General features: G+C 44.6%; 22 protein-coding genes. 12 read left to right on the top strand and 10 right to left on the bottom strand.

All coding sequences use genetic code 11. The features are described 5' to 3' along the window. The first annotated feature begins 29 nt into the window (after positions 1-29). Entirely contained in the window at positions 30-266 is a 237-nt protein-coding gene (locus SYNC_RS13560; RefSeq protein ID WP_011619402.1) for a hypothetical protein, read from the top strand. Between the two features lie 851 nt (positions 267-1,117). Next, complete coding sequence (locus SYNC_RS06910) at positions 1,118-1,411, top strand: DUF3764 family protein (protein ID WP_011619400.1); 294 nt, start codon at positions 1,118-1,120, stop codon at positions 1,409-1,411. A 481-nt stretch (positions 1,412-1,892) separates the two neighbouring features. Here SYNC_RS06910 and SYNC_RS06905 read toward each other — a convergent pair whose 3' ends face one another. Then, positions 1,893-2,294: a hypothetical protein gene (locus SYNC_RS06905; protein ID WP_041426547.1), complete on the bottom strand. Its 402-nt coding sequence runs from the start codon at positions 2,292-2,294 to the stop codon at positions 1,893-1,895. A 1,223-nt stretch (positions 2,295-3,517) separates the two neighbouring features. After that, complete coding sequence (locus SYNC_RS06900) at positions 3,518-4,003, bottom strand: hypothetical protein (RefSeq protein WP_041426546.1); 486 nt, start codon at positions 4,001-4,003, stop codon at positions 3,518-3,520. Between the two features lie 218 nt (positions 4,004-4,221). Between SYNC_RS06900 and SYNC_RS06895 the strand changes: the two genes are divergently transcribed. Then, positions 4,222-4,482, top strand: a complete 261-nt coding sequence (locus SYNC_RS06895; RefSeq protein WP_041426545.1) for a hypothetical protein — start codon at positions 4,222-4,224, stop codon at positions 4,480-4,482. Positions 4,483-5,588: 1,106 nt separating this feature from the next. Here SYNC_RS06895 and SYNC_RS06890 read toward each other — a convergent pair. Further along, complete coding sequence (locus SYNC_RS06890; protein ID WP_011619396.1) at positions 5,589-5,888, bottom strand: DUF3104 domain-containing protein; 300 nt, start codon at positions 5,886-5,888, stop codon at positions 5,589-5,591. Between the two features lie 136 nt (positions 5,889-6,024). Here SYNC_RS06890 and SYNC_RS06885 point away from each other — a divergent pair, with 136 nt between their 5' ends. Then, positions 6,025-6,399 carry a hypothetical protein gene (locus SYNC_RS06885; protein ID WP_011619395.1) on the top strand — a complete coding sequence of 125 codons (375 nt, stop codon included), beginning with the start codon at positions 6,025-6,027 and terminating at the stop codon, positions 6,397-6,399. Positions 6,400-6,444: 45 nt separating this feature from the next. On the opposite strand, the gene SYNC_RS06880 is transcribed toward SYNC_RS06885, so the two are convergent. Next, positions 6,445-8,517 (bottom strand): 4Fe-4S binding protein, encoded by a 2,073-nt coding sequence (locus SYNC_RS06880; protein ID WP_041426992.1) that lies wholly within the window; start codon positions 8,515-8,517, stop codon positions 6,445-6,447. A gap of 120 nt (positions 8,518-8,637) precedes the next feature. Between SYNC_RS06880 and SYNC_RS06875 the strand changes: the two genes are divergently transcribed. Next, complete coding sequence (locus SYNC_RS06875) at positions 8,638-10,170, top strand: class I adenylate-forming enzyme family protein (protein ID WP_011619393.1); 1,533 nt, start codon at positions 8,638-8,640, stop codon at positions 10,168-10,170. A gap of 245 nt (positions 10,171-10,415) precedes the next feature. Continuing rightward, a complete protein-coding gene (locus SYNC_RS06870) occupies positions 10,416-10,709 on the top strand; it encodes a hypothetical protein (RefSeq protein WP_011619392.1) in 294 nt (97 codons plus the stop codon). Between the two features lie 613 nt (positions 10,710-11,322). Here SYNC_RS06870 and SYNC_RS06860 read toward each other — a convergent pair. Next, on the bottom strand, positions 11,323-11,703 hold the full coding sequence (locus SYNC_RS06860) for a hypothetical protein (protein ID WP_011619391.1): 381 nt from the start codon (positions 11,701-11,703) through the stop codon (positions 11,323-11,325). Positions 11,704-12,086: 383 nt separating this feature from the next. On the opposite strand from SYNC_RS06860, the gene SYNC_RS06855 reads away from it, so the two are divergent. Next, complete coding sequence (locus SYNC_RS06855) at positions 12,087-12,563, top strand: ureidoglycolate lyase (RefSeq protein ID WP_011619390.1); 477 nt, start codon at positions 12,087-12,089, stop codon at positions 12,561-12,563. 444 nt (positions 12,564-13,007) lie between these two features. On the opposite strand, the gene SYNC_RS06850 is transcribed toward SYNC_RS06855, so the two are convergent. Continuing rightward, positions 13,008-14,648, bottom strand: a complete 1,641-nt coding sequence (locus tag SYNC_RS06850; RefSeq protein ID WP_011619389.1) for a glycoside hydrolase family 44 protein — start codon at positions 14,646-14,648, stop codon at positions 13,008-13,010. A 177-nt stretch (positions 14,649-14,825) separates the two neighbouring features. Between SYNC_RS06850 and SYNC_RS06845 the strand changes: the two genes are divergently transcribed. From SYNC_RS06845 to fghA, 5 genes are all read left to right on the top strand, one after another. Further along, positions 14,826-16,007 carry an HlyD family secretion protein gene (locus tag SYNC_RS06845; protein WP_011619388.1) on the top strand — a complete coding sequence of 394 codons (1,182 nt, stop codon included), beginning with the start codon at positions 14,826-14,828 and terminating at the stop codon, positions 16,005-16,007. Positions 16,008-16,011: 4 nt separating this feature from the next. Then, on the top strand, positions 16,012-18,000 hold the full coding sequence (locus SYNC_RS06840; protein ID WP_041426543.1) for a glycosyltransferase: 1,989 nt from the start codon (positions 16,012-16,014) through the stop codon (positions 17,998-18,000). 201 nt (positions 18,001-18,201) lie between these two features. Next, positions 18,202-18,567, top strand: coding sequence for a DUF2834 domain-containing protein (locus tag SYNC_RS06835; protein ID WP_011619386.1), 366 nt, complete (start codon positions 18,202-18,204; stop codon positions 18,565-18,567). 269 nt (positions 18,568-18,836) lie between these two features. Then, positions 18,837-19,949: an S-(hydroxymethyl)glutathione dehydrogenase/class III alcohol dehydrogenase gene (locus SYNC_RS06830; RefSeq protein WP_041426990.1), complete on the top strand. Its 1,113-nt coding sequence runs from the start codon at positions 18,837-18,839 to the stop codon at positions 19,947-19,949. Positions 19,950-19,966: 17 nt separating this feature from the next. Next, the gene (gene fghA / locus SYNC_RS06825; RefSeq protein WP_011619384.1) at positions 19,967-20,833 is read left to right on the top strand and encodes an S-formylglutathione hydrolase; all 867 of its coding nucleotides are present in this window, start codon (positions 19,967-19,969) and stop codon (positions 20,831-20,833) included. A 166-nt stretch (positions 20,834-20,999) separates the two neighbouring features. Here the strand turns inward: fghA and SYNC_RS06820 are convergent, their stop codons facing one another. From SYNC_RS06820 to SYNC_RS06805, 4 genes are all read right to left on the bottom strand, one after another. Continuing rightward, complete coding sequence (locus SYNC_RS06820; RefSeq protein WP_237699174.1) at positions 21,000-21,509, bottom strand: DUF411 domain-containing protein; 510 nt, start codon at positions 21,507-21,509, stop codon at positions 21,000-21,002. 106 nt (positions 21,510-21,615) lie between these two features. Then, on the bottom strand, positions 21,616-22,710 hold the full coding sequence (locus SYNC_RS06815; RefSeq protein ID WP_011619382.1) for a type III polyketide synthase: 1,095 nt from the start codon (positions 22,708-22,710) through the stop codon (positions 21,616-21,618). Continuing rightward, positions 22,701-23,861 carry an NAD(P)/FAD-dependent oxidoreductase gene (locus SYNC_RS06810; protein ID WP_011619381.1) on the bottom strand — a complete coding sequence of 387 codons (1,161 nt, stop codon included), beginning with the start codon at positions 23,859-23,861 and terminating at the stop codon, positions 22,701-22,703. The genes SYNC_RS06815 and SYNC_RS06810 overlap by 10 nt, the downstream gene beginning before the upstream one ends. 1 nt (position 23,862) lies before the next feature. Further along, on the bottom strand, positions 23,863-24,582 hold the full coding sequence (locus tag SYNC_RS06805; protein WP_041426541.1) for a class I SAM-dependent methyltransferase: 720 nt from the start codon (positions 24,580-24,582) through the stop codon (positions 23,863-23,865). Positions 24,583-24,755 lie beyond the last annotated feature (173 nt).

Here is a 24,755-nt window from a genome sequence, read left to right as displayed (position 1 = left end):
TCCGCGAAATCCTGCTGAAGCATCATGGTTTGTGTGCCTATTTGCGGCTCGATGGATGTAGTCATGAAGGCTTAGAGGCGGCTATGAATGCAGGGATTGATCGCACGTGTTTGTGCGATCAAATTCCGCAGCTGCAAGATCTTTCCCTCTTAGGTCAGCAGGAGCTGCCATTTTCAGTGGACTGTTTGTTGCTCGTTGAGGCCCAACAGTTCAAACCGACCACAACGGGTGATGCCGATGGGATCGAGCCTCGGATCCTGCAGTAATTGGAACGGTTTAATCTCAGCTCTGACAAGATTTTTCTTTTTGGTCGCAACTCAGAGCTGCCTCAACAAGACACTCTTGATTTCACTCAGCTTGAGTCATGGATTTGAATATGCCGAACGTGCTGAAGATCCCAGCCACGTATGTGAGCGTTGATAAACCCCAATAACGCAGTAAAGTTATGGTTAACGTGGTAAATCTTTTGTTTGATCACTAGAGCAAGTGTGCCCCTGAGCGAGTTGATCGATGACTTACTGATTCAGATGTAAAATAGAATATTGAGTGTGAGTCTTGGGATAATCCAGAAAAAGAACGTTACAAAAAACCCTTCTCAGTGGGAGGATTATTGAATCGCGAGGCATCAACCAAGCAGCCTTCCAGACAGAATAGAAGAGATGAGACCAACACTCAGCAAAATGAGGAAACAACAAAGTATAAAAGTCATTTATCCAGGTTAATGACTGTAAGCAGCCAAGCGTGGGGCTCAAATCTTAAATAAATAAGAACTGGAGGCTTTCTACTCCTTCTGGCTTTGGAGTTCATTCTTCTTGATGTCCTCAGGCACGGGCTTCTGGGGTGATAACGCTTTAAGTATTGAGCCAAACACGATGAGTGCTATGAAGCCGATGCCTAATGTCTTTAATGCGCGACTCAAAGTCTTTGAAGATGAACTCACAGAGCAGGGCATCAATAACTCGCGTTGTTATGTGAGTTTAACCTACGCATTTGGTTTGGCTTGTGTAATTAGAAACACTCAGGGTTCATAAGTAAAGCTTCGTGCTCATCGCCAATCGTCACGGCTTCTTTGAGCTAAGGTTGATTTCAAGGGGAGACCATTTTCAACTTCATTAATATGATGACGACAAGTACAATCAAGGTCACCATTAATGTCCCATTCAGTGAATGGGTCATGGAATTTGATAGTGAGCTTACTCAAGAACGCCACTTAGAATTTGGTATTAAGCCGCTTTTTCGCGGGGTGAGTCAAGCAGATCCCACTCAAGTTTTGATTGTTCACCAGCATCCCGACGGCGCTGCAGAAAAGTTCATGGCTAAATACGCAGATTGGATTTCAAGCCATGGCGTCATGCTTGAGACAGCTGAGGTCTCTGAGTGGTCAGCTGATGGGGAACCTAGGAAGCACTAGCCCTCAGATTTTATTAGGCATAGCCAGTGAAGTGTCGGGGTTGATCTATTCGTCTCTTGTTATTACCAGTTTTTGTTAGTCCTACTTTCTCTTGCCACAACCAGTATTCACGCATGGTCTTGCCTTCCTTCTTTTGATAACAGGCTTGGCAAGCAATCACGAGGTTGCTTTCATCATTTGACCCAGCTCTGCTTGCTTTACTTTTGCGAGAACGACGGCGCACACTTTCAGGATTTTTCTGTCCTTAGGCACGAGTGCGTATGCTCATACAGGCACAAAAGAGACTACACAAACACTTTAATTAGGGACAAAGCGTTATGTTCATAATGATGGGAGACTTACTCAAATGGGTGGTTAGTCTCAGTCCTGACAGTTGAGTTCGTCATCAGCAGAGAGCTCAGTTTGGAAAGAAAAAATCCTGCTGTCTCATTAGAGGCAACAGGTATCAGAAGTTGTTCAGTTGTGTGCTTCATTCATTCATTCATTCAGCAGCAGCAGCAACGACGGTGGCTCGCTTACCCCTGCGCTTGGTGGTATTCGCAGTAAAACCCTTTGGCTTCGATGTCTTGCGTGTTGATTTTGTCGCTGGTGCTTTTACAGGAGTATCAATAGCGGAACCATCTTCAACCAAAGCTAGTGTCGGGATAGGCGTAATGTCTGTCACTGGTGCTTTGACAGGAGTAGCAAGAGTAGGCGCATCCTCAACCACTGCAAGCGCTGGGGCATCTGTAGTTTCAGTTGCTATCTCGGGAAGAGCAGCTGCTTTATTCATTAGGAATAACAGGTACTCAAACGAGACTTTCAAAGCAGGAAAAAGCCGTTCGGCTAGTGCATCAGGCACAGCAATGCAGTAAGCAAGAATGGTAGTGATCTTTGGAGGCATAGTTTGTCAGTAGAAAAGGTGTTAGTGTTTTGTGCTTCTGCTGTGTAGGCTGTTGATTTGAATCGTCATCGTTTACACAGGAATTAAATCTTGTAGGCATTCGTCGTCAATAGTGTCTTAATCTTCGGTCATACACTTGTTTTGCATTCACTTCATTTCTTATAAGGATTAAGGCAGATGTGAGGTCAACAGTGCGATAAGAAGTAGTTATCGGTATGACTACATTGAAACATTCATTTCTACGCCAGGGGTATCACGCAGCTTCTGTCGTTCTTCCTCATTCATAGAGTTAAAGAACTAACGAGTTAGGCCAGCGTCTATCGTGCCAAGACCAAGAAACCCGAGCACACCACAGATCTGAGCAAGACCTGGAAGGATAGCGTCGAAGCTAGCAACACACATAATCCACTAGGCGTTGCCCTTATCGTGTTGGAACGCTTGGGAAGCCTTCAGTAACGGGTCATACGAACAATTCATGAAGAGGTAGCTGCAGTATTCATATGGTGTCGTTAGACAGAAGTTGCTGTGATCGATTGCTATGAAGGCCTGTTTCGGACTACTTGCTGGATTATTTCTGTTTACTGCCCAAGCTCAAGCCAATACTCATTCTCTTACAAGAAGTGGAGTGAGTGAGGAGATCACACTCAATCTCCTAAAGTCAAAAGTTCCCCAAGGTGCAACAGTTATGGATACTTCATGCAAGGAAATACAAACAGCAGGGTTTAATACTACATATCGTTGCACCATTACTTGGGAAGAAAATTAGACGTACATCTTTTTATGGTTAATGCTCTTAGGTAAATATGGAGGTGATGTCGGACTATTGACCGCCACGAGCGAAGCGAGCATAAAAAGACCTAGCACTATTGAGGTATTACTTTTAAGACAACTAGCGTTAAGTTTGAATTGACTTTGTCTAGGCCAATTCCTATGTATCTACAATCTCAGCTGTATCAAAGTTTTGGGATTATAAAAGTATTTTGCGGATTTTCAGCAACACTGCTGTGGATCGTAAGTCCACATCCTTCCATTGGATATTTAATGCAATAACTGAATGGCAATGTCAGGATAAGATCGAAATGCCTGCCGACTTGGGAGGTTTATTTCAATTTATTGGATGATGATCTAATTATGGAAATTCAATGCAACTACTCCTTAGCCACCCGTACCTGCGACCACAGCCGAGCAATTCCCATAGGATTAAATGGTACAAAAGATGGTTTTTAAATCGCCTCTCCCCCTTCTTTGATGATATTAATGACAGTGTTAAAGTTGCGCATGTTCTTTTTGGTAAGTTTTTGAAATGTCTTGAATATATTTACGAACTGCTCTGGAGTAATCACTCCTTCATTGGGAAATATCTGTGAATATACGAACTCAAACGACTGATGTCCATCATCGTTCTTGCCTTTGTAGTGCAGGTGAACAGGGAACATATCAAAGAAGTTAGATGCGCTAAGAAGAACCATCTCTGGTGTGTTCTGTTCCCCATCGGCTATAAAACCATATGAGAACTGAATGAATTCATCATCTGTAGGAGTGATACGCCAATAACAACTCTCCTCTTTCACCCAAACATGCCCCCAATATTTCTGAGTCTCTCCATCCTTCTCAAACTTTGTTGGAACTATCTTCTCAACAGTTATGGATTCTGCTTCTAAAATCAACTTAATATTTTCAGGGCTAAGGTGCTTGAGAGTGAACTCCATGCAGGTCTGGGAAAATGTGATTTAGATAATAATAGACATATTCCCTAGTCCTACAATCACTCATTCGATACATTATCCTTGCTTATATGCAATGATGTTGTCCTTGAGAAGGACTGCAATACTTCTGATGAACCCATTCTCTCATTGCCATTTCAATGAAGACGTCAATTGTTGTCTTTACGAGCTCCTTTGAGCCGAAGTCAGGAAGATGAAAGCAAATGTTAACGTATTTTGAAGCATTATTTGCAGTTGTAATTCAAAATCAGACCGAGGCTTTCACTCAGTATATAAGTGAAGAGGAGTGGCATCTAATGCACGAACTAAGAAAAAATGGCAGAGGATTTGATCCTGGTCCAAATAGGCAGAAGCCACGCTCAGTCTTTGACCTTGATCTTGTTCCCGGTGAACCGATTGACTTTAAAGAACTTGAGATGCAATGGTTTGAAGAACAGATTAGACGACAAAAGAAAGAACCATAGCAAATGAATAAGTAGTGACTATTCAGTTACCCTGCTAGTGTGGCGACTAGGGATTCAACCAATCAATCCTTATGATATTAATGGTTTAACGTGGAAAAATATGCAAAGCCATTTTAAATTTAGTCTTGTAGCTAGTGTTGGTGGGCTAATCCTTGTCATTATTGCCTGTCAATTGACTGTTTTCATGCAAAATGCAATTGAGGAAATGCATTACAGGGAGACCTGTGCGCGAAGCTTAAGCGAGTCTCACTCATCAGATGCAGCAGCACTTAAAAAGCTTGGGTTAGTGGAAGGTTCTTCAGTTTCTATATTCTGTCAGCACTATAAGTAGACCTCCTGATATTCAGCAATTTAAATTGTATGAATACAACTTAGTAATAGCACCTCGATTGCGGCTGATCGCAATTCCAGTAGTCTGTTGTTCCAGATTTGTCAATCATGACTCATACTGTCGCCAATGACAGATCGGCATTCATTGGATTCTTTGTAATTATCTTGATGCCTACATAAAGCATTCGGCTTATGCGACTGCAAGTCACTGGTTTATCTACAGCTTGATGCCTGCTGGATTCAATATGTCTGTTTATTAAATGCTAGCTGTGTCACATTCGAAGCAGGCATTTTTCACTCTTGATGCACTAGAGCAAACTCATTGAAATGCCTATGCTTCGGCTATTGCTAAGTCAGTAGGTGAACAAAGTTACGGCTAGCTGTTTTATGGTGATTGTTATTTAGTTTTTTATGCACGGTCGTTTGAATTAATAGATAGGGATCAGCAGTCAACAACTTTCATGCGTCCCGTTTTTGTACCGACAGGAAAAAGCCGCCCCCTGCCAAGGAACGGCTCACTCCATGTGCGCCACCGAGCAGGTTCGGGGCTTACTTATCAAAGCAAATTCAAAACTGGTGGTTCTAGCTCTCAGCACATTTTCAATGTTCTCTTTTTATTTACTGGGGTAACCAATGCAATGCATTCAGTCATCGCTAAGGCGAGTTGATGAATCATGCGCAGCAATGATTAGGCGCTTATGGCTGCATCCTCGTTGAATGTGGACATTCAAGAGCCCAGTAGAACCATTCCTTTTCTTTTGGACGGCTAAGCGAATTCAAGTGTTTATCGGTAGTCCATCCAGTGATCGGACGACATGGGTCACCTCGTCCCCGTTGACCCAACGGATGCACCCGTTATCCACGTTTGAGACCTGAAACATTGTTTTCACTCGTGGATCTCTTGCTCCTCCTTCGCAGAAGATCACCTGACCCATCCACCATTGATCGTTGAGCTGCTGAGCAGTCTGCTGTTGTGCCTGGATGATCACCCAGTCGCCAGTCTTGACGCTGAGAAACGTTGGAGCTTTCGTCCCATCTAGTGGGCTGACAGCTGGAGACAAATGATCGGTGCTCACTAGTACGTCTGAACTATTGTTTTAGTTTTAGTGCGGCTTGCTCATCTGGTCAAGCCGCCTGGCCTGAGTAATTGGCAGAGATGCTGTTGAGCATCTGCGTTTTTATTCTCCGCTTCATGCCTTCAGCCGAGATTGGTTGGCGTCACCGCGGTTTGGCTTCATTGAACTGGATTGTGGCTTGATTCACGGCAGTTCAGCTGATGTTGGTGATTGTTTGCTTGAGTCAACGTCGCCGCTGATTCGTTTGGATCGTCTAACCCGTCTGGATGTGAATCGTCTGTTTACCGCTCGCAGTGGTCGGCAATTCCGACTTCAGCTCACAGGCGGTGAGATTCAGTCAAAGGTGTTCGATCCTGCAGGCGAAGCATTACAGGAACACACCGTTCCAAAACGTAGTGTGATCGGCATCGGCTCAGGGGCTAATTACACCCTGTATGACTCAGCTAGCAATAACATTGAATTTCTTAGCATTGCAGGCCGATCGGGTACGTCGAAGCTCGGATTTGGTTAATTGTCAGGACGGTAAGTAGGGGATGTGCTTCCAACCATGAGTGGGTTAGCTGTTGACGAGCCATCGTCCACCTATTGCAAGAACGGAAACCCAAGCGGAAGCGACAATCCAGGCCGAGCGATGGGTAGCCAGCTGACGCCTGAGTAGCACCACACTCCACAACAAACCCACACCTACAGCTCCGCTTTGGCAGAAACCAATCACATGGGAATCAGCTCTCCAAACAGGCAGCGCTTCCTGCCAGGAAAGATCAAGAGGAGAGAAGCTCACTGGTAAGAAAGCTCCACCTTCGCTCATACCTAGAGGTAGATATTGAGCCAGCATGAGTGCCCAAAGCAATGGCAGCAATCCATAGAGTGTGCGTTGGAGTCTTTGCTTTTTGAGCAGAAGACGAGCGATTGCGTAGATGCTTGCAGGAAAAGCCAGCGTGATTACCGCGATGCCAAGTCTTGGGAGCAATGGACCTTGGGCAAGGCTCAGCGGAGCCTGAGTCCACCAGCTCCATAGTTGTTGCCAGTTTTGCAAGCAAATATCACCTGCTAAAACCAAAATAAGCGCCGGTTCGCCACTTGGAAATTGCATCGTGCGCTGAATGTCTGCTGCAGGTGGCCGCACAGAAATTTGCACGGATTGATGTGGGCAGGCCTGCGCGCAAGTGAGACAGAGAACGCAGTTGCGGTTGTCTTGTAGATGGGCGGGGTGCGTTCCAAGTGGGCATCCTTCCGTGGCAAATCCGTCCCCTTCAGATGGTCCTCCTTTGAAACAGGCATAACTACTGCAGCTGCCGCTACATGTTCCTGCTTTCGCTCGTAGTTCTAAGACGGAAAGTTTGGCAAATAACCCATTCATTCCCCCGATCGGACAGAGGTAACGACACCAAAATCGTTTTTCAAAGTGCAGCGAACTGATCACTGCACCTGTTGTAATGACAAGCAAGAGGCAGCTGCTCAACCAAGCTGTGTTTTGTAGGTTCCACACCTCTTCCCAGATCAAAATCACAGAAAATCCAGCTGCGAGCACGGGTGAGGCCCAAGTGTCGCTTTGACTTCGAGGCCAGCGATTGGGTTGCCAGCCAAGTCTGCGAGCGCTGCGTTGAACAATCTCTCCCCAGACCATGAATGGGCAGAAGGAACACCACAGTCGACCCACGAATGGGTAACTCAAAAGAATGAGAGGCCACCACCAGGCCCAGAACAGATTGAGTGCGCCGTTATGGGCCCGGTCTTGTGGTCCGAGCCATAACCAAAGGTTCACCAACACAAACAACCAGCTCACAATTCCAAACAGCAACCCATTCCATAACGACTGGGAGCGCATCAACTCGCGTAGCTTTGGTTTCCAACGCCAAATGTCGAAGCGATAGAGCTGTTGCTTTGTAGGTGTCCAGAACACGACTTCTGGAATCACGTTTGGTGCGGCTTGGCCTTCCTGTTCCATTTGTTGGAGAGCCTGCTGTATCAGCGTTTCAAGCTCACGCAGATTGTTGGGGAAGTCGTAAGCCTGCAACTGTTTCACCACCGCCTCCGGAACTAGAGGAGCTTGAGCCCAGCCCAAGATGGAACTGCGTTGCCGAACTCCGTAGCGCAGCCATTCACCGAGATCCTGCCGGCGTACACGCAGGGGGGGAACTCGGATCAATGTGCAGCAACGATCAAAGCCAGGACTGACTGTTTCCGAGGTGAAGATCAGCCGGACTTGGATATCAACCTTTCCTTCTGCTAACTCCAACAGGCGAGATTTGAGCTGTTCTGGCACCCGTTCCAGCTGATCAATTAGTAGCGATCCATGCCCCAGTTGTTTCAGTAATGACGGTTTGGACGGATCTCCCTGAGAGCCGAAAATGTCGCTGCCATCTGGTTTGAGAAGAGCTCCATCCAACCGAAGCATGAAATGCTTGCGGTCTGGCGATCCAAAATGAATCAAAGACGCGATGTTGTCCTTTTCCAAGCCAGGCTCCCCGTAGATCAGAACAGGTCTGCGCTCGGAATCTGAGGCTGCGCCTCGGATCGCTTCACGTAGCTTGCAGGCGTAGCGACTGCTGCCTACAACTCCACGCCGAACGCGACCCACGATGTAGGGAGCCAACTGTTGGAGAGGGTGAAGCGGAGTCCCTGTCACAGATTTTTTATGGCAGAAGAGGACTCCTCCAGTGTGTTCTGTATGTGCCTTTGAACGCAGGTCTCTAAAGAATTCGATCGTTTGATGCGTGCTATCAAAGTAAGAAATTGAGTTGCTGCCTTGCAAGTCTCCGGTCGATCCCTTGCTGAACCAGTCGCTCTCAACGATCCGCTGCGTTCAGCTTTGAGCCGAGATTCAGCTGCAGTTGCTCTGCATGATCTAAGCCGCAGCATGAGCTGGGCTGAACTTGAACAGTCTTGCAATGATCTAGCTAAGCATTATCTGAGCATTGGTCTTCGCCCTGGTGACCGAATTGCATCACTGATGCCAAATAGTTTGGAGTTGTTGATTCATTATTTAGCTGGCTTGCGCTGTGGGCTTGTTTTAACGCCACTGAACTATCGCTATACCGTTCCCGAAATCAACCATGCTCTTGAGGTCAGCGGTGCCAGATGCGTGTTACATCACTGCGAACGTCAGACTGATATTGATGCCAGCAATGTTTCAAGTGCCTGCGATCTTGGATGCATAACGGCGAATGACGCTGGATTCATCTCCAAGCTGAGACAAGACATTGGAAAGCTTGCCCTTTCCCAAACAGATCATGAATCTGATCAGCCTTGTTTTTTGTTCTTCACTTCAGGAAGCACAGGGAAACCGAAGGGTGTCACTCATACACGGCAAAGCTTGGGCTGGATATTTTCTTCTGTTCTGGATGCCACCGGCTTAAAGCCTGGTGAGCAATTTCTAGCTGGTGGCTCTTTATCCCATATCGCTTCATCCACGTTTGCTTTGTCTGCGTTGTGCCGTGGCGCCTCTGTTCTGGTGCCTAACAATCTCAGTTGTAGCTGCCTTGAAATGTTGCTTCGGCAGCACCACCCCCAGGTCATGTTGGCCTTACCTGTCACGTTGTTCAGCCTTGTGCGTGATGAACGTCTACAACGCAGCGACTTTTCATCGGTTCGCCTTTGCATCAGTGGTGGAGACAAGGTGAATCATCAGTTGCATGTGGAGTTTGAGCAAGCAACCGGACAGCGTATTGATGAGTGCTACGGCATGAGTGAGATTGGCTTTGCAAGCCTCTCCCCAATTGAAGGTGAAAATCGGATTGGATCTGTTGGTCAGATGTGTCCTGGTTTTGAAGGCTGCATCCGCTCATCCGATCGACGCGAGCTGAGTTTTGGTGAGGAGGGTGTGCTCTGGGTTAAGTCGCCCACTTTGATGGTGGGATATTGGAATAATCCTGCCGCTACAGCAGAGACCATTCAGGAGGGTTGGCTTAACACCGGCGACGCTATGCGTCTCGATGATGATGGCTATCTTTGGTTTTGTGGTCGCCGAAAACAAATCATCGTTCACGACGGATCCAATATTTGTCCTCAAGATGTTGAGGAGGCTTTGATGGAGCATCCCGCTGTAGACCAGGCAGGCGTGATCGGGATTGAAGATGCCGTGCATGGACAAAATGTGCATGCGTATGTGTCCTTCAAATCCGGATGTGATCTCCCCACAGTTCCAGAACTGATTTCTTTCGCCCGTGAGCGTGTTGGGTACAAGGCTCCGGAAGTGTTGCAGGTCCTTACCTCTCTACCTCTGAATTCTGTAGGAAAGATCAATCGTGTGGCTCTTCATGCCATGACCTCCAAGCATTGATTTAATGATCAAGAACACATTCTCTCAATCGCTACTCAGATGACGTTGGTAGTAATCGAAAGCCAGTGATGACATGACGAACCATGATTTCAATCTCTGTTGATATTCAGACCTATGAAGAGAAGAAACTATGATCCGTCATAGATTTCATTGGCTAATGCGACTGGCTGTAAGTTTTCGTATCAACTCAACTTCCGGTCAAAGAGTGCAACAGCACGAATGACTGATGCTGACAGACTGAACTGATGAAACACACCTTGCTACTGATTTCGCTGATTGGAACATCAGCGCTGGCTCAGAGTTTTCAGATGCTTGATCGTGTCGATAGCTGGTTGATTGAACGCAAGCTTGACAACGAACAAAATCACGTTTGTCGTGCATCTATTCCTGGGGGTGGATCTTGGTTCTCTGCGCGGGTTCACTTGGATCCTAATGACGAACTTGTTGTGCCAAAAGGTTTGATCGCGCCCAACGAGGCATCGGTGGATTCGGCCCGTGATGCTCTTCGCCTTTGCCGATCAAGTCTTCTCTACTTTTAAGTGGATTTGAGCTGATCGAGATGAGAGCTAAAGAGGAGACTGGAAATTGATGATTTAGCCATCATGGTTTCCTAAAAATTCTCACCAGAGTATTGCGTTCGTTGCTCAGTGAATTTGAGCTTTGGAGCTTTGATGCCTCCATAGGTGTGATCTGTCGTGTTCTATAAAAAGCGACTGTATTAGCCCGCCATTTGGAGGCCTTCAAAAGGATTGCAATCAGTCCCAACTCCAATCCGCCCTGATCAGTAGTGCTTTCCCCGATTTTCAATAGCATCCCGTTTGAAGCACTCCAACTCTTCAGGTGTATGAAGCGGAGGCTTCTGCGTGTTTCCTGTTAGTCGCTTGATGAGTTGTAGGAGACGTTTCATGTTCTCAGTATGGCCGGTGATGTTCTACAAAAGCCATCCCTGCTTTTCGGTAGAGCCATGTTCTGTATTGTCGATGGCATGATTATTAGTGCGTTTTGAATTTTAGTGATAAAGCGTAATGGTATTTATATACAGCTGTAATAGCTGTTGCTTGCAACGGCTAGGTGGCTGAAAGATTGGTTGCTTTTGGTATTGACTACATACTTTGATCAATATCGAATGAATTGTTCTATTTGGATTGTCTATCAGCCTGCTTTGGTCATGGTTTTAAAGGCTTCATTGCCCGAATCGTTGGCCATGTCAGTCAACAATGCTTTGCTGTCTTCGCCAAGATTCTCAAGGGTTTTAGCTGTGTACTCATAGTTGTCAAAGATAGTTTCTATAGACCAGATGTAATCATTTTCAATGGCATAGCTGCAAATGCATTTAACAACTTCGTCTTGAGTGGCCCTTATTCCTTTGTCCCAGAGATCTTTGACGATGAAGTCCACGGTGACGGTCCCTTCAAGCATCGGGTCGAGGTCGAATGCCAGTACGCAACCGAGCTCGTTAAAAGTTTCAACCCACGCGTTATTTGTTTCAAGGCAATCCTTGATAATTGTATGTGCCTCTTGCTTTGTTGTCACTTGTGATCGATCAGATCTCCTCTTTTTAATGCATCAACACGGGCATTGCCTTGATATGTCAGCAATTTTTGTTGGGAATGTCTGACAAATCGCTTGGAGGCGCAGACTTTTTGTTCTGTAGTTGGATCTTTATGTGTAGACGCGTTTTTGGGGTCAATATTTTGAGTGTCCCTGTCATTAGACTTATCAAGGTTTTTGTTTCATGACAGTGCGAACGCTGTCTCGTGATATGGCTTTGTCCACATCTTATTCATTGCGTTGATTTAGCATGTTGTAATCGTTTCATGTCTGATGATAGGAGCGCTTCTGTTAACACTTTTTGGAAGTGATTCATCAACAACACTGGCGATGAGCTAAAGCGGATGTTGAGTGATCATCGTGTCATGACTGCAGCGACACTGACTGCCCTCCCCTTGGGACATTGCAAGTTTGAGCGCTTTGGCACTGCGATCTTCCCAGTGGACGACATGACGCCTCATAGCGACGTCGATGCCAAGCTCAAATTTGAAGGCGCAGACCTCCGTTACTACGTAATGCGTCTACGTCATCGACCGGCAGTGTTGGCAAGCATGACTCGCCATCAGCGGGCTACCCAATGTTTGGGGTCTGCTGATGCGCAACCTTGGTGGCTTGCCGTAGCCGCTCCAGCGCTTCAACCCGAGGAGCTCTCTTCTGCATCGGTGCTGTTGGTGGCAGTAGGCCCTGGTGAAGCTGTACAGCTTCACCAGGGCACTTGGCACTCTGGGCCATTTTTTCATGCACCAACTGCGCTTTTTTACAACCTTGAGTTGAGCGATACCAATCTTAATGACCATAATTTTCAGGCACTCAATGCCCCGCTCAAATTGATGATGGAATGAGTCCTAATTTAATTTAGAAGACGTTGAATTGTTACCCGTAATTTCTTATATTGCATCGCTCGTGAATGACCTATTCCGACATTTTAAGACCACTTACTTGCAGAAATTGTCTTAAAAGGAAGCGCAAATTTTTGGATAATTAAGAGATGCTGAAGGTTCATTAAATGCATGCTGCGAAAAAGCCGGCTCTTTTTTGTTACCACTATCTATATCCATATAAGCCCTTGTAGCAGGCGCCCAAGTGATTTATAAATTTAATAGGCTGGTGTTTTTGGTTAGTATTTTACATCCATAGCTTGAATATCAATTAAACAATTTAGCCATGATTTCCAAATTATTCAGGCACTAATACAGGAGTAATGAGTAGTATTTTGATCTTTGTGGATAACAAAGTTATTGCATTGCCTTAAATACAATTTATTCTTTATTGCGGTGGTGTGATTATTATTGTTTGTGCAAAAGAAGTAAACAAATTGATTGAGCTGGGAGAGTTAATTTAAATTTGTTCAAATCAGGCAGTAACACACGATTGGCTAAAATTGAAGAAGAATTAATTGAAGAAAATGTGTAAGTTTCTGCTTCAGCGGCAAACTCTTTGTTTGTAATATGTGACACATCAGCTAAAACAGTGTTGAATGACTTGTTAATAAATATTGTTGTAAGATTTCCTTTATCTTGCAGAGATGAGTAAACTGAAACTTTTTCTCTATTGCTGGAAGCAGCATTGACACCATTTAAACCAAAAGCACTCCCTTTTCCATCGAAGTTAGTGTATATCTGAAATGCATAAACACCAGGTTGTTGCATAGTTGCTTTGGGATATTCCCAATGAGTTGCAATATCTACCCCTTCGGACCCGAATATACCTAATATGTCAGCTTGAGCAATTGCTCCATTCACACTACTAAAGCCTCCCCAATTGTACTCTGATATTGCAATTTTAGTACCTGGGTAGTACAAATCAATCCAATTTTTCAATCTTTTAATCAAATAAATTGGCTGATTAATCCAACTTTCATCAATGTAAGACTTGTCCCATAGTGAATTTGTTGAACGCAATCGTAACTTCTGTGTTTTAATTGTACCAGGATTTTGAGAATAGATATTATCACCTTGAGGATAAATATGAACATCAAGAAAATCGAGGAGCCTGATTTTATTTTTCTTTTCCTGATTGTAAAATTGTTTTAAATACCATGGTAAAAAAGATAAGTTTTGGTTTTTTCTATAGTCTGATCCTGCTTTACAGCCATCTTGAGCTGAAAAGAAATATGCACACCAGCCCCACAAGACTGGACCTAATGTGGCGGCAGTTGGGTCAGTTTGTTTAATAATGGATGCACCCTTAATCTGTTTATCAAGTAAATCTGTGTAATTTATTGGTTTTTTAACAACGTCCCGATGGGTCTTATGCCACAACATTGGTTCATTATCTAAACTGTAGAATCTGACTCCTCCATTTCTTGCTAGTCCAAATTCTCTAATAAATAAATTTAGAAATTTAGATTGATAATCTTTACTAAATAAAATGCTCGCATCTTGTGGATTATTATTTGTAAGAGCTAAGTTATCTTTAAAACCATTACCGCAGTCGGTGTCCCATGTATCAACATCATCTTGTAAACCATATTTTGTTATACTAAAAGAACAATCATATGGATGTTCTTCCTTTCTTCTTTTAGGGATCCATCCCAATAATGGTAAAGTAATTATAGTGTTAATGTTAGCAGATTTATTTCTATTAACAAGAGTTGAAAGAAAGTCCTTTGGTTTCGGTATATTCTGAAAGAAATAATCCTTTCCTAGACTCGTTGTGTCAGAATTTATATTATATCTGCTTGTGTCATTCCCTCCCCAACGCATTATCGATGGTTTAACTTTAACGAGAACATCATCATCAAAACGATTCATACCAAATATAAGTGGACTTATCTTATGAGTAGCTTTTTTTGAATTGATCGTAATATCAACTGTCTCGTTTATGGTTTTTTGAGTAGAACCAAATGCCTTATTAAAACTATATTCATATATAGAATATAATGCCAACAAGGATAAAAATATTTTCGAATTGGTTTTCAATTTCATTTTACTTGTTTCTACTTACATCAAGTACTTGTAAACCTTGATACATACGGAATCAACTATCACATCATCATAGCGTTTTGCGAATTCTCTATGTGGTTTTGTGCATTTGCGTATGTCTGTAAATTAAGGGTTATGAATTTTCATTTACATAAAATTTGAATATATCACCGAGCTCTCATGAACACTGACAGCACGCACAATCAAAACATTTCTAAAGAGAACAAGAAATCTATAAGAAAAATAATTGTGGAATCTCCGATATTTAGGAATTTGTCGAGAAGAAAGCTGATTTCTTTTATCTCACTATTTGGTGGTATCACAGCCTTTTCTTTTCTATTTGTTGAAGATACAAGTCTTCGTGCATATATTACAGGTGATGTGACTGAAGTTGTATCTCCATTAGATGGTATGGTATCGCGATCGACTGTTCAAACTGGACAGCTAGTAAGTGCTAATGAGCTATTAATTGAAATTAATGGTTCAAAAAGAAGTAAAGATCTTCTTGAAACAACAATACTTGAAAGGGATACGATTCTAACTAAAATTGATAGACTTCAGCCTGAGCTTTCATTTCTTATTGAATCTAGTATTAGTTCAATAAAGGATGATTTGCATAAGACAAAATCACTGATAATTTCACTTGAAAATGATTTCCTTAAACACAAGTCACTAAAAGAATTGATTGATTTTGAAACTAATAAAGATGCAATATCGTTATCAGACCGACTAACTAATGATTCCGCCTACAATACTTTAAAATCCGAATTAGAATATCAAAAGAGATTAGAAAATAAACTTAAAATGCAATTGGCATCATCTTCAATATATTTAGCAGATTCTACTGGCAAACTTCCAATTTCTGCCAAGTCACTGTCTCAACATGATCTTCAAATAAGTAATCATAGACTTTCTCTCTATGAGTTAAACGATGAACTAAATATTAAAAATAGAGAAATTATGCAAATCAAATCTAGAAATTCATTCAAGTTTGCACCTAACTTTACTGGTTTAGTATTAGCGCGAAAGGCTAATTCTGGCAAAGAAGTTTCAAAAGGTACAAGCCTATTAACACTTGTGAATTGTGAATCATTACGTGTAGAAGCTCTTTTTGAACCTAGAAAAGTACGACATTTAAATCCTGGTGATTCTCTCAGTGTTTTTGATAAAATAAACAACAAAAAATACAATGGTGTTTTGCTTAGCAAACAATGGGAATCTATTGATTTGTCTGAGTTGAAATTTAGTTCAGTTATTTTTCCTACATCAAAATCTGAACGAGTAAGGCTTCATATTGCAGTTCCAAAACATGAAATTGGATCAAATTGTCCATACGGCCAACCAGTAAGAGTTGAGGTTTGAGATTATGAATTTTTGGGCTTTTATTTTTCTTAATGTCTGTGCAATTTTTTTCTTTTTTGGTTTTAAACCTTGCCTCTTAAGAAGGCTAGTTACCGTTACTGTATTCTTCCTAACTGGAGCAATCTATTTGTTTTGGAGGCTTAACGGTATTATTGCAAATGATTTTATATATACTTCTGATTACATTTTCACTGTTTTACTCTTTTGTTTGGAAATTCTTGCATATGTTGACTTTTTGCTTTATTCCTTGATTCTATTAAAGCCTTCTGGCAAAGTTCTTAATAGGCATTTACCTTTAATTAATTTTAGTACAAGATTTACTCCTGAGTTATGTTTAAGTAATAAAGCTTTAAGAAACTCTCCATCTGTTGATATTTTTATCACAACATACAATGAGGACGAGGAGATCATAACTCCGACTATTATGGCAGCAATGAATGTTAAGTATCAAAATTCTAACGTCTGGGTTTTGGATGATGGTAATAGAAAATGGGTAGATAAGCTATGTACTGAGCTTCAAGTCGGATACATTACTCGTACATCAAATGTTCATGCCAAAGCTGGCAATCTTAATAACGCTCTACAAAAAACATTTGGTAAATACTTTGTGATTTTGGATGCAGATTTTGTGATTTTCGCTGATTCATTAGGTCCTATCATTTCTAAGTTCGAGTCCAATTCGAACATTGCTACTATTCAAACCCCACACTGCTTTTTCAACCCTGATCCCATTCTTAGTAATTTGAGATTAAATAATTTTTGGGTTGATGAGCAAGCCTTCTATCACAATGTTGTGCAACCAGGAAAGAATTCAATTGGCCTTGCAACTTGCTGCGGATCATCTTCTATCCATAGACGAACAGCTATTTTAGAAATTGGTGGTTTCCCTACTAAATCAGTCACTGAAGATACTCTTCTTAGTATTATATTGTACTCTAAAGGTTGGAAGACATATTTTCATTCACTACCTATGGCAAGAGGTCTTTCACCTGAGTCCCTTAAGTCTTTCTTTATTCAACGTAGGAGATGGGTCCGTGGTGCAATTCAAACTTCCATGATTATGACTTTGATGAAGGGTTTACCTTTATCTCATCGTATTTTATTAAATCCTGCTTTGAGTATTTTGAATACGTTATTGCGTCCAATCTTTTTTATCATACCTGCACTTACCGTCTTCTTTGGTCTATCGCCATTTCCCGTATCTACTATATCTGAGTTTCCATATTTATTTATTCCATTTTTTGTGTCTATTCATATGGCAATGTTGCTATTGAGTGACAAGCATTACCTTCCAGTTTTGAGTGAAGGTGTTAATACATTTATTGGATTAGGCGTTTACACCGAAATTCTTTCTACATTTATAAAACCATTTGGAGCTCCGTTTAGAGTTACGCCAAAAGGTAAAATGTCGGTTAGTGAGCGTTACTACACGCCAACACTGAGGCCTGCATTTGCTTTATTCCTAATTAACTTTATCAGCTTGGTGGTTGTAGGTACTAATTCTTCTCATTACGTGCAAGTATCTCCTACGTCGTCGCGTCTAGTAACTCTTATTTGGATCATTTACAATATTTGTATATTAGGTGTTGTCTTGTTGATGTCCAGCCAGCGCGAAGACAACGAAGCTAAATATTTGCTTTCCTGTAATCAACGCTCTAAAATTGTTTTTGATGACAATCTCGTGTTACCAGTTTTGGTAACATCAATTTCTCCGCTTGGCTGCTCTTTTGTAATAGATTCTTCGTTTAAGGATATTCCTAAAAGTAGTGTTTGCAAGATTCATTTGACCAAAACTATCATTATTGATGCAGTTTGTGTTACTTCTTCTGATCATAGCGCTGCTTCTAGTCTTAGCTTTAATCGTTTTGACTCCATTCAACAACAACTTCTAAATAAATATCTTTACCAGTCTTCAAGGCCTTCTTTGCAGTATCCATATGGTAAGAGGCCTATTCAGGCTTTCATGAGATTGTTGCGTATATCTTATGTTTAAGCAACCGTTATAATAGCCATGGCTTTGTTTGGCTCGTGTCTTCTCATTGTTATGATTGACAATGCTGTACTTTGCTGTAGTTCTAATGCTTAATCTTTGACGACTATTGATTATTCCCAGATTAATACAAAGCGCCTCTGTAGCGTTTGTACTTACTGTCAGCTGTTCGTATGAGATAGTGGGCATTCTTCCTTTGTTGCTATGGCAAAGCTACGATTGTTGATTTATGCCGTCACAGCTGTGGGGGGGGTTGTCTGGCCGTGGTACTGCATTTACCAGTTCATCCAAGAAACAGAAGCTTTAGGTCTGACCGACCCACTCGAAATTGTTGAACTGTTTTCTCAGGGGGTCTGGGCGAATGCTTCCGCTGGTTTTATTGCGGCGGATTTAACGCTCGTCCTCATCGCTGCCTTTGCATTCATTGTTGCTGAGGCAATGAGGCTCAAGATGAAGTATTGGTATCTTTATTTTGTGGCAACCTTTGGAATCTCTTTCGCGTTTTCATTCGGACTCTTTATGTTTAATAGAGAGCGTAATCTAATGCGGTCCACCAATGCTTCTGCCTAGGTCAATGGTCTTGGATTAGTGACACTTTGCTTTGTCTGGACTTTCTGCAGTTTTTCCAATGCCTGTAGTTGATTGGCCAGGGATGAGTCTTGGCCGATTTTGTTGTCTAACATTTGATCAATGGTGTTGTTAATCACCACGCGTCTTCAGATTGATCTAGTTGCAAATCATTGTGTTTGTTTTCCGAGGTCTGTTCTGAATTGCTCTTTCTCTGCTGTCATGCTGAGCCTCAGAGCGATGATGCTGATGGATTCGATTTTCCCTCACTCATGATTCGCTCCAGAGCTGCGGTTGCTTGGGCTCCAGGCGAGCCTTTGGATGTCACCGAGATTGATGTCGCCCCACCTCGTTCTGGAGAAGTGCTTCTTCGTGTTGTGGCGACAGGGGTTTGTCATACAGACGCCTACACCTTGTCTGGTTCAGATCCTGAAGGTTTATTTCCTGTTGTGTTGGGGCATGAAGGTGGAGCTGTTGTCGAGGAGATTGGTGAGGGTGTGACCTCAGTGTCGGTAGGTGATCATGTGATCCCTCTGTACACCCCTGAATGCGGGCGCTGTCGGTTTTGTCTCTCCGGTAAGACAAACCTTTGCCAGGCGATTCGTTCGACTCAGGGCAGGGGTTTGATGCCCGACGGCAGCAGTCGGTTTTCTCGTGATCTAACGATGATCCACCATTACATGGGGACGTCGACATTTTCCGAGTACACCGTTCTGCCGGAGATTGCAGTTGCCAAGATCAATGCCGATGCACCCTTGGAGAAGGTGTGCTTGCTCGGCTGTGGTGTGACCACAGGCATTGGTGCCGTGCACAACACGGCCAAGGTGGAACCTGGCAGCAGCGTGGCTGTCTTTGGTCTTGGTGGCATTGGATTAGCCGTGATCATTGGTGCCGTTCAGGCAAGAGCTGAGCGGATTATTGGGATCGACCTGAACCCAGCAAAGTTCGCCATTGCTCAACAACTAGGGGCCACGGAATGCATCAATCCTCGTGACCATGCGACTCCAATCCAGGAGGTATTGATTGAACTTACCGATGGTGGGGTCGACTATTCCTTCGAGTGCATTGGCAATGTGGATGTCATGCGCGCTGCTCTTGAGTCATGCCATAAGGGCTGGGGTGAATCAACGATCATTGGTGTGGCGGGAGCTGGACAGGAGATCAGTACCAGGCCGTTTCAACTGGTTACTGGCAGGGTGTGGCGGGGTTCTGCTTTTGGAGGGGTGCGCGGACGAAGTCAATTGCCGGGTTACGTCGAGCGCTATCAAGCTGGGGAGATTCCTCTCGACAGCTTTATTACCCATACGATGGAATTAAATGACATCAACCGAGCATTCGAGTTGATGCATGCTGGCGAAAGTATACGCACGGTTGTTCATTTTTAACGGAGATTATTGAAAGAATGAAATTGCTGAGCAGCCAACGTTGTTTCGACGGGGAACAACGCCGCTATCTCTTGGAGTCTAAGCAGTTGAATGGCAGCAGCACCGTGGGCGTGTTTTTACCTCCGAGTGCTCTTGTGACTGATGCGGTACCTGTACCTGCATTGATTTGGTTGTCTGGACTGACCTGTACTGATGAGAATTTTGTGCAGAAAGCTGGTGCCCAGCGCCGAGCTGCTGAACTTGGCCTGGCATTAATTACTCCGGATACCAGTCCAAGGGGAGACAACGTTCCTACAGATCCATCAGGGGAGTGGGATTTTGGTTGTGGAGCAGGTTTTTACGTTGATGCTGAACGAGATCCCTGGTCTGAGCATTACCGGATGCATAGCTTTGTGCTGGAGGAATTGCCTTTAAGGCTTTGCTCTGAATTGCCTCTTGATGATCAGCGTCTTGGACTATCTGGTCATTCGATGGGGGGCCATGGTGCCTTGGTTCTTGGTTTGCGTCATCCAGACCGTTATCAATCAGTGTCGGCAGTAGCTCCGATTTCCCACCCCAGCCAATGTCCCTGGGGGCGAAAAGCCTTTAGTTATTTTTTTGGCACTACCCCTGAAGCGCAACTGCGATGGCGGCAGTGGGATGCCGTTGCCTTGTTAGAAGACGGTTACCGTCGAAACGACCAGCTGTTGGTTGACCTGGGTTCAGCCGATCCATTTCTGCACGAGCAGCTACGTGCAACTGATTTGCGCACTGCTGCGGCAAACAACCATCAACCACTGGCGTTATTCATTCATGAGGGATACGACCACAGCTATTTTTTCGTCGCCAGCGTGATCGATCGCCATTTGGAGCATCATGCGCATGCTCTTGGACTAATGCGCTAGAGGATGATGTCTTGCATGAAAATTGATTATTTAACTGTGAATTCACCTGCACAGTTGTCTGTAAAAATACGTTGGTAATTTTACCCGTTAAGGTCTTTTGGTAGAGCAGAGTTTTTCTAAATCTGTCGACTATCCGTGATGGTAAGTGTTTCAGGACTCGCCAAAATTATGGTTGCTTAGGCCTTATCTGATCAAAGACAGTGGTCGTTCCATCGTGCGCGATGGCAAGGACATCAAAGGCTTCAGCTTTGATACCTGCCGTTTCCATCCCAGGAGATCCCATGGGCATTCCAGGCGCTGTGAGACCTTTGATGTCTGGACGTTCGTCCAACATTTTGTTGATGGATGCTGCGGGAACATGCCCTTCCACAACGTATCCTTCCACTACCGCAGTGTGGCAAGACGCCAGCTCTGGGGTGATCCCATTGGCTTGTTTGAAAGCATCCATATCCTTCACCACCTTGTCTTGGATCGGGAAGCCTTCAGCTTCTATGTACTCCCCCCATTTTGTGCAGCACCCACAACTCTCAGATCGATAAATGGCAATCTTGGAGGGAGTGGATGGACTCAATGGTTCCTCTATGACGTTTGCTGTCTGCTGAGCATTCACAGGAAGAGAGAGGATTGCGAAAAATAGAGCGATTAAAATCCCCAAACAAACCCGTTTCATCCCCATCACATCGGTAACACTTCCATGATCATAAGTGGCTGGGTTCCTTTAATATCCCTATCGTTAGAAGTAGAAACTCAATCAATATTCATTGCACTTGAGTTCATTGCATTTACAGAGACATCAAAGCAACTTCTGCGCATAAGCCTGGCCCGAACGCAAGTGCAACACAGGGTCCATGGCAATGGTGCTGTCTCATATGCTCAAGAACAAACAAAACGGTTGCAGACGACATGTTTCCGTAGTGACTCAGGACATGTCTTGATACAGCAAGTTGGTTTTCACTCAGGGATAAGGCATCAGCACAAGCTTGCAGAATTCTTGGACCTCCAGGATGAATGGCCCAATGTTGAATGCTGTTGAGATCTGTGCCTCGCTCATTCAGCCATTCGCTTAACCATGGTTGCAATGTTTTGGCAATTTCCTTAGGCACTTTGGGGGATAAGCCCATGGAGAATCCTTGATTTCCAATCTGCCAATGCATTAAATCGCGGGTCTCTGGAATCACTGTGGATCCAGAAGCCTGAAGTGATAATCCTGCAGAGATTGGCTCTTTGTTGTTTATCTCAGAACGCGTCGCTATCAAAGCAGCAGCACCATCAGCAAACAACGTATTGGCCACTACTTGTTCAGGATTCCAGCCGTATTGCAAATGAAGACTGCATAATTCCACAGCGCAAAGCAGAACAACAGCCTTGGGATCGGCTTCTATAAAAGCGTGAGCAACGCGTAAACCATTTAACGCCGCATGACATCCCATAAATCCCACATGTGTGCGTTGGATATTGAGAGGTAGTTGAAGTTGATCAATCAGATCAAAATCAACACCAGGAGCATGAAAACCTGTGCAGCTGATAGTGATCAAATGCGTGATCCTATTGGCAGAGATTTGCGCTTCTGCTAGTGCATGTTTGCTTGCTTTGAGCGCCAATGAAGTGGCATGCAGCCGAAATGCCTCCATCCGTGTAGCCGTGCTGGGGCTATCAACTCCGTAAAACGGCAAGCGTTGATGAATTGCTTGCTTTGCATCACCAGTTAATAAAACACTGCCTCTGGTTTGGACTTGCGAGCGCCTTTGAATGCGGCGTACGAGCGACGCTCGTTCTGCATTGTCGGCACTGACCCATTCAGACAGTGCTGTTGACTCTGTTTGATTGACGGTTTGCTCGGGTATTGCAGTACCGAGACCGTGAATACTCAGAGGCATGGCTCACCTTTGGGCGATGGCAACTTGACCTCGTTCAAGTTGGAGATGATCTGTTCAGCCATGGCGGGCCAGCGATTTACGAGTTCAAATAACAAAGCTGTGGGGCTCTGCCGTTTTAACACCGAAGACAGGGCGCGGCAGACGGTTTGACGCCTGCCGATATGCCGCTGAAGTGTTGTCTTCCAGCGCGTTTCCAAATCCTCAGTCCATCGATCCAGTCCTTCCAGAACGAATGGTGCAGCAGCAGCACCCGCCGTTAGCGCCCAGGCCATTCCTTCACCGGTGAAGGGCTCGACATATCCCGCGGCGTCACCCATCACAAGAAAGCGTTCCCCTGCCACCACATCTGAGCTCCGGCTCAGAGCTGCAGTGAGTTGCCAGCGTTGTCCTTGTTGAAGTGCAGCTGGTACAGGAAATCCTGCCTGATTCAAAACGTGTTGTGCCGCATCAATTGCTCCTTGGCCTTGGGATAGAGCGTCACGATCAAAGGCTCCTGCCAGGTTGAGCAATCCGTCTTCCCTTCGCACCAAACCCACGTAGCCCCGATCACCAATAGCCATGTGAATGGCACCTGCCGGGTAGTGATGGCTGTCATCATCCACGACGCATCCAGCACCATGTCTTGATTGCTGACGAATGCTGCTTTGCCCTGCTTCATTTTGGGGAAGGCAGCGTTGGGTCAGACCAGCGGCCACCAGCACTACGCGAGCTTTGACATGGCTGGTAGCCCCACTTTGACGATCTTTAAGGCTCACACTTCTGTACCCAGGGGATGCGGTTCCAACTTGGGCTGTCACTCGAAAGCGAGCTGTTGCTCCAGCTTTGATTGCTGCATTGATCAGGGCTTGATCGAATCGCTCACGAGACAGTGCAAAGCCGTTAGGTAGCGCCAACGTTGCCTCCCGTCCACGCAATCCAAGTCGCAAGCTTTGTAGTGCTTGTCCACCGCTATCCACAATCAAGTTGTTCTGCCCTCGCGAGTTCAGAATCGCTTGGGCCTGGCTGTTGAAACAGCATCCACAGACCTTCCAGCGCGGAAATAACCGTTGTTCTACGAGCAACACGCGCAATCCATGAGCTGCACAATCCAAAGCAGCAAGACCTCCAGCCGGGCCTCCTCCAATGATCAGGACATCCCACAAGGTTTGCATCTCAATACCGTGTCCAGCTCAACAGGTATCGCTCTGGCCATGAGCATTCGATCTGCGCATCTTCCAGACCTGCTTGCTTGGCGATGGTGATCATTTCATCGGGTTGCAAAGCGCCCCGAACAGACAGTGGACCATCGGTATGAACCACCCAGGAACGACTTAACAGTCGGGTGCCAACCCAGGCCAATGCAAACCCAAGCCGGCTACGTATTAAGTCATCCACGAGGATGAGTTTTCGCGATCGCATCGCCATCACTTTTAAGAGACGAACCACGTCAATCTCATCAAGGTGATGCGCGAACAGTGTGCAATACACAACATCAAAGGTCATCGGGTCTGTCGGCATTTCCAGAGCATCAGCCGTAAAAAAATTGACTTCAGCTTTTCTTGTCCTTGCATTGTTCCGAGATATCTCTATAGCTTCAGGGTTGAGATCACAGGCATGAATGTCGAGTGCCAAACCCTTTCGCTTGGCCATCAGCGCTAGGTCGATGGCTGTATCACCGCCTCCACAGGCAAGTTCAAGAACTCGAACCAGCGTGGTTGGCTGCGTGATCGCTAGAGCCTCGATGGGACGAAACAAGCCAGCGGAGCAGCGGCTGATTGTATTGATGCGCCTCAAACCCTTCAAAGCTTCTGCATGCTCATTGGGATCGAGGCCCGCTTGATCCATCACTTCCGCTTGACGATCGCGGTTGTTGAGTGCTGTACCCCAGATCATCAAACCAGCATCTAAGTTTCAACAAGCTAGGAAATACATTGGCTGGATACGCGGGGCTCAGTGGGTTTAGTTGATTCTTAGGATTGTTGTGACAAGACAGCCCTCAATTATCTGATAAGGGATCTTCGCTTGCTTCTCCTGGGATCATCCTGAGTTGGATCGAACCTCGATCT

This window comes from Synechococcus sp. CC9311 (genome assembly GCF_000014585.1).
Lineage (GTDB): Bacteria > Cyanobacteriota > Cyanobacteriia > PCC-6307 > Cyanobiaceae > Synechococcus_C.
Note: the sequence above shows the minus strand (reverse complement) of the source record. Positions and strands in the feature narration are given on the sequence as shown.

Excerpts from the sequence above, each read along its gene's own strand:
- SYNC_RS06910 (WP_011619400.1), top strand. The coding sequence starts at position 1,118 with ATGATGACGACAAGTACAATCAAGGTCACCATTAATGTCCCATTCAGT.
- SYNC_RS06905 (WP_041426547.1), bottom strand. The coding sequence starts at position 2,294 with ATGCCTCCAAAGATCACTACCATTCTTGCTTACTGCATTGCTGTGCCT.
- SYNC_RS06900 (WP_041426546.1), bottom strand. The coding sequence starts at position 4,003 with ATGGAGTTCACTCTCAAGCACCTTAGCCCTGAAAATATTAAGTTGATT.
- SYNC_RS06895 (WP_041426545.1), top strand. The coding sequence starts at position 4,222 with ATGTTAACGTATTTTGAAGCATTATTTGCAGTTGTAATTCAAAATCAG.
- SYNC_RS06870 (WP_011619392.1), top strand. The coding sequence starts at position 10,416 with ATGAAACACACCTTGCTACTGATTTCGCTGATTGGAACATCAGCGCTG.
- SYNC_RS06855 (WP_011619390.1), top strand. The coding sequence starts at position 12,087 with ATGACTGCAGCGACACTGACTGCCCTCCCCTTGGGACATTGCAAGTTT.
- SYNC_RS06850 (WP_011619389.1), bottom strand. The coding sequence starts at position 14,648 with ATGAAATTGAAAACCAATTCGAAAATATTTTTATCCTTGTTGGCATTA.
- SYNC_RS06845 (WP_011619388.1), top strand. The coding sequence starts at position 14,826 with ATGAACACTGACAGCACGCACAATCAAAACATTTCTAAAGAGAACAAG.
- SYNC_RS06840 (WP_041426543.1), top strand. The coding sequence starts at position 16,012 with ATGAATTTTTGGGCTTTTATTTTTCTTAATGTCTGTGCAATTTTTTTC.
- SYNC_RS06835 (WP_011619386.1), top strand. The coding sequence starts at position 18,202 with ATGGCAAAGCTACGATTGTTGATTTATGCCGTCACAGCTGTGGGGGGG.
- SYNC_RS06830 (WP_041426990.1), top strand. The coding sequence starts at position 18,837 with ATGATTCGCTCCAGAGCTGCGGTTGCTTGGGCTCCAGGCGAGCCTTTG.
- fghA (WP_011619384.1), top strand. The coding sequence starts at position 19,967 with ATGAAATTGCTGAGCAGCCAACGTTGTTTCGACGGGGAACAACGCCGC.
- SYNC_RS06820 (WP_237699174.1), bottom strand. The coding sequence starts at position 21,509 with ATGGGGATGAAACGGGTTTGTTTGGGGATTTTAATCGCTCTATTTTTC.
- SYNC_RS06815 (WP_011619382.1), bottom strand. The coding sequence starts at position 22,710 with ATGCCTCTGAGTATTCACGGTCTCGGTACTGCAATACCCGAGCAAACC.
- SYNC_RS06810 (WP_011619381.1), bottom strand. The coding sequence starts at position 23,861 with ATGCAAACCTTGTGGGATGTCCTGATCATTGGAGGAGGCCCGGCTGGA.
- SYNC_RS06805 (WP_041426541.1), bottom strand. The coding sequence starts at position 24,582 with ATGATCTGGGGTACAGCACTCAACAACCGCGATCGTCAAGCGGAAGTG.